The sequence below is a fragment of the Acidimicrobiales bacterium genome (genome assembly GCA_036399815.1).
Classification (GTDB): Bacteria; Actinomycetota; Acidimicrobiia; order Acidimicrobiales; family DASWMK01; genus DASWMK01.
Genome location: DASWMK010000069.1, coordinates 1 through 7,765 on the forward strand (window position 1 = coordinate 1; position 7,765 = coordinate 7,765).

Sequence of the window (7,765 nt, forward strand, 5' to 3'; positions counted from 1 at the left end):
GTACGCCCAGGCCATGGCCGGGCGCTGGGGCGAGCTCGACGTGGCCGACTGCGCCGCCGGCATGCGGGCCGCCGCCGAGCGGGGCTGGGGCGACCCCCGGCGGATGGTCCCGATGGGCGGGTCGGCCGGCGGCTTCACCGTCCTGAACCTGCTCGCCCACCACCCCGACCGGTGCGCGGCCGGCGTCGACCTGTTCGGCGTCACCGACCTGTTCGAGCTGGACGAGACCTCGCACCGGTTCGAGGCCCACTACCTCCACTCGGTCGTCGGGCCGCTGCCGGAGGCCGCCGACCGGTACCGGGAGCGGTCCCCGGTGCACGTGGTCGACCGCATCCGGTCGCCGCTGCTCGTCCTGCACGGCAGCGACGACCCGGCCGTGCCGCCGGCCCAGTCCGCCGCCCTGGTGGAGCGGCTGCGGGCGAGGGGCGCCGTCGTCGAGCACCACGTGTACCCGGGGGAGGGGCACGGGTGGCTGCGACCCGAGACCGTCGTCGACGAGCTGGAGCGGGTGGAGTCCTTCCTCCGCCGCCACGTCCTGCGCTGGAGAGGATGACGACCATGGAGACGCGCGCCTGCCCGGCCTGCGGGGCCCGCTACGTGGCCACGACCACCGTCTGCGCCGACTGCGGGGTGGACCTGGTGGACGAGGCCCCGGCCGACGCCGAGCAGCTCGGCCAGGGCGACCAGGTCGCCTACGACCTCGAGGGCTGGGACCCCGACGACCGGGTCCTGGTCGACCGGCTGCTCACGAGCGAGGGCATCCGCCACGTGTGGGAGGTGGCGACCCTGGTCGTGCGGCGGGAGGACGAGGAGCGGGTCGACGCCCTGCTCGACGACCTCGACCGGGGCGAGGAGGAGCCCGAGGACCTCGACCCGGACCGCCCGCAGCTGGAGTACGAGCTGGAGGGCTGGACCGACGAGCAGCGGCGCGAGCTCGACGCCGTCCTCGACGAGGTCGGCGTGGCCCACGCCTGGGACGAGGAGACCGGGGTGCTGGTCGTCTACGAGGACGACGAGGCCCAGGTGGAGGAGGCCCTCGACCGCGTCGAGTTCCCCGACGCGCTCGACGCCGACGAGGCCGCCGACGAGGGGACGGCGGCCCAGGACGTCATGTCGGCCCTGTTCCTCGCGGCCGACCGGCTCCTCCACGACCCGAGCGACGCCGACGCCGTGCTCGAGGGCGTGGCCGCCGCCGACCGGGTGGCCGAGCTGGGCACGCCGTTCGGGTTCGCGGACGACGACTGGTCGGCCATCGTCGACCAGGCGACCGACCTGAAGGCCGCGATCGAGGGCGACGAGGACGACGAGGCCGTCGTCGAGCGGGCCACCGCCGTGCGCTCCACCCTCCGCCGCTACGTCTGACCGCGGGCCGCCGCGGGGGCGGCGCTGATGGGGGGCGGTGCACCCCCCACCGGTACCGTGACCGGATGCTGCTGGCGGAGCTCGAGATCTGGCACTCGCGCCGGGTGGCCCCCACCCGCCGGGTCGCGCTCGGCCGCCGGCACCTGCCCGTCCACCCCGCCCCCGGGTTCGGCGGGATCCTCCTCGGGGCCGTCGTCGCCGCGCACGTGGAGGAGGTCGACCCCGACCTCCTGCCCGACCTCCTCCGGCTGACCGTCGAGCTGGAGGAGGGCCGGCGCATCCCCCAGCCCCGCCTCCGCTACCGCTTCCAGACCGACCGGATCGGGCTGTCCCGCAGCCGCCACCGCCTGGTCGGGGAGGGCGAGCGGATCGAGTTCCTGTTCGACAACCAGGGCTGGCCGGCCCAGCAGGTCCTCGGGGCCGTGTACGCCGCCGGCCAGGTCGAGCGGGAACGCCGGGCGGCGGTGATGGACGTGATCCGCAAGTCCGTCCACTGGCGGGGGCCGGTCGGCCCGGCGCTGGTCGCCCACCTCACCGGGCTGTCCGGCCCGCGGGCCACGTCGACCAGGGCCTTCGCCGACCCGGTGGCCTGGGCCCTCGACGTCCTCGGCTTCGAGCTCCTCGACGCCCCCGGGTCGAGGGACGTGCAGCGCCGGTTCCGGGACCTCGTCCGCCTGGCCCACCCCGACCACGGCGGCGCGGCCGAGGACGCCGCCGCCCGCATCGCCGACCTCGCCGAGGCCCGCCGCATCCTCCTCGACGCCGGCTGACCCGGCCCGCGACGATGGGCGGGTGGCCAGGCCGGGCGCGCTGCTGCTGACCCCAGGGGCGGGGGGCGGGGCCGACCACCACACCCTGGTCGCCGTCGAGGCCGCCGTCGCCCCGCTGCCCGTCGCCCGGGTCGACTTCCCGTACCGCAAGGCCGGCCGGCGGGCGCCCGACCGGGCGCCGGTGCTCGTGGCCACCGTCCGCGAGGAGGCCGCCGTGCTGGCGGCCCGGGCCCGCTGCCGGCCCCAGCAGGTCGTGCTCGGCGGCCGGTCGATGGGCGGGCGGATGTGCTCGATGGCGGTGGCCGAGGGCCTGCCGGCCGCCGGCCTCGTCCTCCTCAGCTACCCGCTCCACCCGCCGGGCCGGCCGGAGAAGCTGCGCACCGAGCACCTCGCCGAGCTGGGCGTCCCGTGCCTGTTCGTCGGCGGCACCCGCGACCCGTTCGGCTCGCCCGAGGAGGTCGAGGCGGCCACGGCCGCCATCCCCGGACCGGTCACCCACGTGTGGCTGGATGGCGCCGGGCACGACCCGAGGGGCCAGGACGCCCGCATCGCCGCCGCCGTGGCCGAGTGGCTCGGCGGGCTCGGGGACTAGGTTCGCCGCATGGCACCGCCCGCCTTCCTCCACCCGTTCGCCCGGCCGGCGTCCGACGACTTCGTGACGATCGTGCGGGGCGAGGGGGCGACCGTGTGGGACGACGCCGGGAACGCCTACGTCGACGCCCTGGCCAGCCTCTGGTACTGCAACGCCGGCCACGGGCGGGCCGAGATCGCCGACGCCGTGCACGCCCAGCTGCGCACCCTCGACAACTTCCACACCTTCGACCGGTTCACCAACGAGCCGGCCGACCGGCTGTGCGAGCGGCTCGCCGCGCTGGCGCCCATGCCCGACGCCCGCGTGTTCCTCACCTGCTCGGGCTCCGAGGCGGTCGACACGGCGCTCAAGCTGGCCAGGGTGACGGCGGTGCTGCGGGGCGAGCCCGAGCGCCAGGTGGTCGTCGGCCGGGTCAACTCGTACCACGGCACGGCCTACGGCGGGACGTCCGTGCAGGGCCTGCCGCTCAACCAGGAGGGCTGGGGGCCGCTGCTCGGCGAGGTGGCCCGCGTGGCCCACGACGACCTCGGCGAGGTCGAGAAGCTGTTCGCCGACCGGGGCGCCGAGGTCGCCGCCGTCATCGCCGAGCCGGTGGTGGGCGCGGGCGGCGTGTACCCGCCCGTCCCCGGCTACCTCGAGGGGCTGCGGCGCCTGTGCGACGAGCACGGCGCGCTGCTGATCATGGACGAGGTGATCTGCGGGTTCGGCCGGCTCGGGGCCTGGTGGGGCTCCCAGCGCTACGGCGTCGTCCCCGACCTCGTCACGTTCGCCAAGGCCGTCACGTCCGGCTACCAGCCCCTCGGCGGCGTGCTCGTCGGGGCGCGGGTGCGGGAGGCCCTCGAGTCCGACCCTGCCTACGTGCTGCGCACCGGGTTCACCTACAGCGGCCACCCGGCGGCGTGCGCGGCCGCGATGGCCGCCCTCGACGTCACCGAGCGGGAGGGCCTGGTCGACCGGGCCGTCGCCGTCGGCCGGCGCCTGGAGGACGGGCTGCGGTCGATCCCGTCCGGGCTCGTCGAGGGCGTGCGGGGCGACGGCGCGGTGTGGGCCGCGGTCATGCCCGAGGGGGTCGACGCCGTCGCCGTGCGCGACGCGATGATGCGCTCGGGCGTGATCGCCAGGGCGCTCGGGCCGGCGGCGCTCGCCTTCTGCCCGCCCCTCGTCATCGAGGACGAGGCGCTGGACCGCTGCGTGGAGGTGCTGGGGACGGCGGTGCGGGAGGTCCGCCGGGGAGACGATCCTCGGGGTTGAGCTCCTCGAGCTCGCGGTGGGCCGTCTCCGGGAAGGCGGTCAGCACGAGCACGGCGAGGACGACGGGGGCGACGGCCAGCACGGCGATGGCGTGGCCGATGCCGCCCAGCGGGTCGGCCAGGGCGCCGGCCAGCACCAGCCCGAGCACGCCGCCGGCCACGCCCAGGCCGGCGATGACCCCGTTGGCCCGGCCCCGCAGCGAGGTGGGGAACAGCTCGGGGCCGTAGACGCCGAGCGCGGGCACGGCGGCCGCGCCGACCACCGCGCCGAGGATGGACCAGGCCCACATCGCCCACCCCGAGCCGAGGAACATCAGGGCGGTCGCGCCGGTGCCGACGAACGTGGCGACCGCGCCGACCAGCCGCCGGCCCCGCAGGTCGGCCAGCTTGCCGCCGACGACGATGCCGATCCCGCCCGGCGTGTTGGTGAGGATCGAGAAGGCGGTGATGCCGGCGGCCGTGTAGCCCCGGTCCTCCCGCAGGAACTCGTTGAGGAACCCCGACGCGGGCGTACCGAACAGCGACAGCAGGAAGGCCGCCGCGCCGAGCAGCCAGAACCGCCGGCCGTGGCCGGACACGGGCGCGGTGGCGTGGGGGGCGGCGAACCGCCGGCTCTCGGGCAGGCCCGTCGCGATCTTCCTGACGAGGGGGAGGGACAGCAGCGGCAGTACGTAGAGCGCCCGCCAGCCCTGCTCGCCGGTGTCGGCCAGGGGCAGGGCCCAGAGGCACACGCCGGCCCCGAGGGCGGCGGCCATGGCGAGCACGCTGATGGCGTACGCCCGGGAGCCGGCCGGCATCTCCTCGGCGGCCACGATCGAGATCAGGATGGCGAGCGCGATCGAGCAGCCCCTGGCCGCCACCTGGGTGGCGCCGAGCACGGCGAGCGACGGCGCCAGCGCCCCGCAGGCGGCCAGCACCACGGCGCCGGCGGCCGAGCCGACCAGCACCCGGCGGCGGCCCCGCCGGTCGGCCAGCGCCACGAGCACCAGCGCGGGCACGATCGCCACCCGCACCACGGCGAGCGTGGTGCCCTGGGCGGCCTCGCCGGCGCCGAACTCGTCGGCCGCGAACGTCATCGTCTGGGTGAGGAGCGTCCCCAGGTAGCCGGCGACGAGCGAGGCGGTGAGCAGCCAACCGAGGACGGTGCCGGCCCGCTCGTCGAGGCGGTCGGGCGGCGCCCACCACGGCGGCCGGGCGCCCGGCGGGCGGGTCAGGGCCCGGCGGAGGAGCGGGACGAACACGACCCCCCAGCCGGGGACGGCCACCCGGAAGTCGACGGTCACGGTCGCGTCGAAGCGGCCGTCGGGCCGGCGGCTGGCGGCCACCGTCCGGCGGTAGCGGGAGAAGGCGCCGGTGACCGCGGTGAACGACCCGTCGCCGGCCGGCGCCTCGACGACCACGTCGTCCCTCGGGCGCAGCAGGCGCTCGACGCCGGCCTCGTCGAGGACCGTGGTGCGGGTGGCGGTGGCCAGCGGGGCCGTCCTCCTCGGGGTCGGGGGCCGGACCATACTGGCGGAATGCCCGCCGCCCCGACCCGCACGGACGACCGGTTCGTCGTCCGCCCGGGCCGGCCCATCGAGGGCGAGGTGCCGATCGGCGGGGCCAAGAACTCGGTGCTGAAGCTGATGGCGGCGACCGTGCTGGCCGAGGGCCGGTCGGTGCTGCGCAACGTCCCCCGCATCGCCGACGTCGAGTTCATGAGCGACCTGCTCGTCGCCATGGGGCTCACCGTCACCCGCACCGGCCCGGACGAGGTGAGCGTCGACCGGCCGGCCGAGATCCTCCCCGAGGCGCCCTACGAGCTCGTCGAGCGGATGCGGGCCTCGATCGTCGTGCTCGGGCCGCTGCTCGCCAGCGCGGGCCGGGCGAGGGTGGCCCTGCCCGGCGGCGACGACTTCGGCCCCCGCCCGATCGACATCCACGTCCGGGCGCTCACCGAGATGGGCGCCGAGTTCTCCTACGCCCACGGCTACGTGGAGGCGAGGGCCGAGAAGCTGGTCGGCGCCCGGCTGGTGCTCGAGTTCCCGAGCCACACGGCGACCGACAACATCGTCATGGCCGCCGTGCTGGCCAAGGGCACGACCGTGATCGACAACGCCGCCCGCGAGCCGGAGGTCGCCGACCTGGCCGCCTTCCTCAACCGGATGGGGGCGAGGGTGCTCGGCGCCGGCACGTCGACAATCGTCGTCGAGGGGGTGGACGAGCTGTCCCCGGTCGAGCACACGGTCATCCCCGACCGGGTGGAGGCGGCGACGTTCCTCGCCGCCCTCGGCATGGCCGGCGGGGAGCTCACCCTCGTCGGCGCCCGCCCCGACCACATGGACATGCTGATCACCAAGCTCGGCGAGATGGGCATGCGCATCTCGCCGGACAGCGCGGGGCTGTGGGCCATGGCGCCCGGCCGCCTGCGGTCGGTCGACGTGGCCACCCTGCCGTACCCGGGGGTGGCCACCGACTACAAGCCGCTGCTCACCGCGCTGCTGGCCGTGGCCGACGGCGTCGGCATCGTCACCGAGAACCTGTTCTCCGGGCGGTTCCGCTACGTGGACGAGCTGATCCGCATGGGCGCGGACATCCGCACGGAGGGCCACCACGCCGTCGTGCGGGGCCGGCCGGCGCTGTCGGGCGCGCCCGTGCGGGCCCACGACATCCGGGCCGGGGCGGCGCTGGTCGTCGCCGGCCTGCGGGCCGAGGGCGAGACCGTGGTGAGCGACGCCTGGCACCTCGACCGGGGCTACGAGCGGCTCGACGAGAAGCTGCGGGCCGTCGGGGCCGACGTCACCCGGGTGCGGTAGCGCCCGTGCGGGCGCGGGCGGTGCTGGTCGCCGTCGCGCTCGCCGCCGCCTGCTCGGCGCCGGCCCCGAGGGTGGCCGCGCCGGCGCCCACCCGCGCTCCCACCACCACGGCGACCACCGCCCCGGCCACCACCCGGCCGCCGCCCAGCACCACGACCACGGCCCCGCCCCCGCCGTGCCCGGCCCCGCCGGCCGTCGCCACCGAGCGCCCGCCGCCCGGGCTGGTCGCCGCGGTGGCCGCCGGGCTGGCCGACGGGCGGTTCGGGACGGCGGCGGTGTCGGCGTCGGTCTGGGTCGAGGGGTTCGGGGAGGTCGGCGCCAGGGAGCCCGCATTGGCGCTGGCGCCGGCGTCCAACCAGAAGCTGCTGACCGCGGCCGGCGTGCTCGCCGCCCTGCCGGCCGGCCACCGGATGGCGACCGAGGTGCGGGCGGCCGGGGACGACCTCGTGCTGGTGGCCGGGGGCGACCCGACCCTCACGACCGGGTCGCTCGCCGCCCTCGCCGCGCAGGTGGCGGCGGCGGGCGTGGCCGCCGTGCCCGGCCGGCTGGTCGTCGACGAGACCCGCTACGAGGCGGCCAGGGCGGCGCCCGGGTGGCAGGGGTGGCAGCAGCCGGCGTACGTCGGGCCGCTGTCGGCGCTCACCGTCGACGACAACCGCCACCGCACCGACGCCGCCTTCGTCGCCGACCCGACGACCGGCAACGGCGAGCTGTTCCGGGCCGCGCTGGCCGGGGCGGGGGTGACCGTGGCCGGTCCGACCGTCGTCGCCGCCGCCCCGGCCGGCGGGCGGGTGGTCGCCTCGCTGCGGTCGCCGCCGCTCGCCGACCTCGTCGCCACCATGGTGCGGGAGAGCGACAACGAGGTGGCCGAGGCGCTGACCAGGGAGGCGGGGGTGCTGCTGGCCGGGGAGGGGTCGACGGCCGCCGGCGTGACCGCGCTGGCCGGCGTGCTCCGCGACGAGCTGTGCCTGGACCTGGCCGGCGGGTGGGCGGACG

8 protein-coding genes are annotated in these 7,765 nt (G+C 77.1%); 7 read left to right on the forward strand and 1 reads right to left on the reverse strand.

The window, feature by feature from the left end; translation table 11 throughout:
- From VGB14_05230 to VGB14_05250, 5 genes are all read left to right on the forward strand, one after another.
- Nucleotides 1–553: prolyl oligopeptidase family serine peptidase (locus tag VGB14_05230; GenBank protein HEX9992312.1), on the forward strand; the 553-nt coding region annotated here is incomplete at its 5' end.
- 5 nt (nucleotides 554–558) lie between these two features.
- On the forward strand, nucleotides 559–1,362 hold the full coding sequence (locus VGB14_05235; protein HEX9992313.1) for a hypothetical protein: 804 nt from the start codon (nucleotides 559–561) through the stop codon (nucleotides 1,360–1,362).
- Between the two features lie 65 nt (nucleotides 1,363–1,427).
- Entirely contained in the window at nucleotides 1,428–2,132 is a 705-nt protein-coding gene (locus VGB14_05240; protein ID HEX9992314.1) for a hypothetical protein, read from the forward strand.
- Nucleotides 2,133–2,154: 22 nt separating this feature from the next.
- Nucleotides 2,155–2,724: an alpha/beta family hydrolase gene (locus VGB14_05245; protein HEX9992315.1), complete on the forward strand. Its 570-nt coding sequence runs from the start codon at nucleotides 2,155–2,157 to the stop codon at nucleotides 2,722–2,724.
- A gap of 9 nt (nucleotides 2,725–2,733) precedes the next feature.
- Nucleotides 2,734–3,975, forward strand: coding sequence for an aminotransferase class III-fold pyridoxal phosphate-dependent enzyme (locus tag VGB14_05250; GenBank protein HEX9992316.1), 1,242 nt, complete (start codon nucleotides 2,734–2,736; stop codon nucleotides 3,973–3,975).
- On the opposite strand, the gene VGB14_05255 is transcribed toward VGB14_05250, so the two are convergent.
- On the reverse strand, nucleotides 3,887–5,482 hold the full coding sequence (locus tag VGB14_05255; protein HEX9992317.1) for an MFS transporter: 1,596 nt from the start codon (nucleotides 5,480–5,482) through the stop codon (nucleotides 3,887–3,889). The genes VGB14_05250 and VGB14_05255 overlap by 89 nt on opposite strands.
- 9 nt (nucleotides 5,483–5,491) lie before the next feature.
- Here VGB14_05255 and murA point away from each other — a divergent pair, with 9 nt between their 5' ends.
- Nucleotides 5,492–6,769 carry a UDP-N-acetylglucosamine 1-carboxyvinyltransferase gene (murA, locus tag VGB14_05260; GenBank protein ID HEX9992318.1) on the forward strand — a complete coding sequence of 426 codons (1,278 nt, stop codon included), beginning with the start codon at nucleotides 5,492–5,494 and terminating at the stop codon, nucleotides 6,767–6,769.
- A gap of 5 nt (nucleotides 6,770–6,774) precedes the next feature.
- The coding region (locus VGB14_05265) for a D-alanyl-D-alanine carboxypeptidase (GenBank protein HEX9992319.1) at nucleotides 6,775–7,765 on the forward strand (991 nt) is incomplete at its 3' end.

Coding starts and splice junctions, on each gene's coding strand:
- VGB14_05240 (HEX9992314.1), top strand. CDS start 1,428: ATGCTGCTGGCGGAGCTCGAGATCTGGCACTCGCGCCGGGTGGCCCCC.
- VGB14_05235 (HEX9992313.1), top strand. CDS start 559: ATGGAGACGCGCGCCTGCCCGGCCTGCGGGGCCCGCTACGTGGCCACG.
- murA (HEX9992318.1), top strand. CDS start 5,492: ATGCCCGCCGCCCCGACCCGCACGGACGACCGGTTCGTCGTCCGCCCG.
- VGB14_05255 (HEX9992317.1), bottom strand. CDS start 5,482: ATGGTCCGGCCCCCGACCCCGAGGAGGACGGCCCCGCTGGCCACCGCC.
- VGB14_05250 (HEX9992316.1), top strand. CDS start 2,734: ATGGCACCGCCCGCCTTCCTCCACCCGTTCGCCCGGCCGGCGTCCGAC.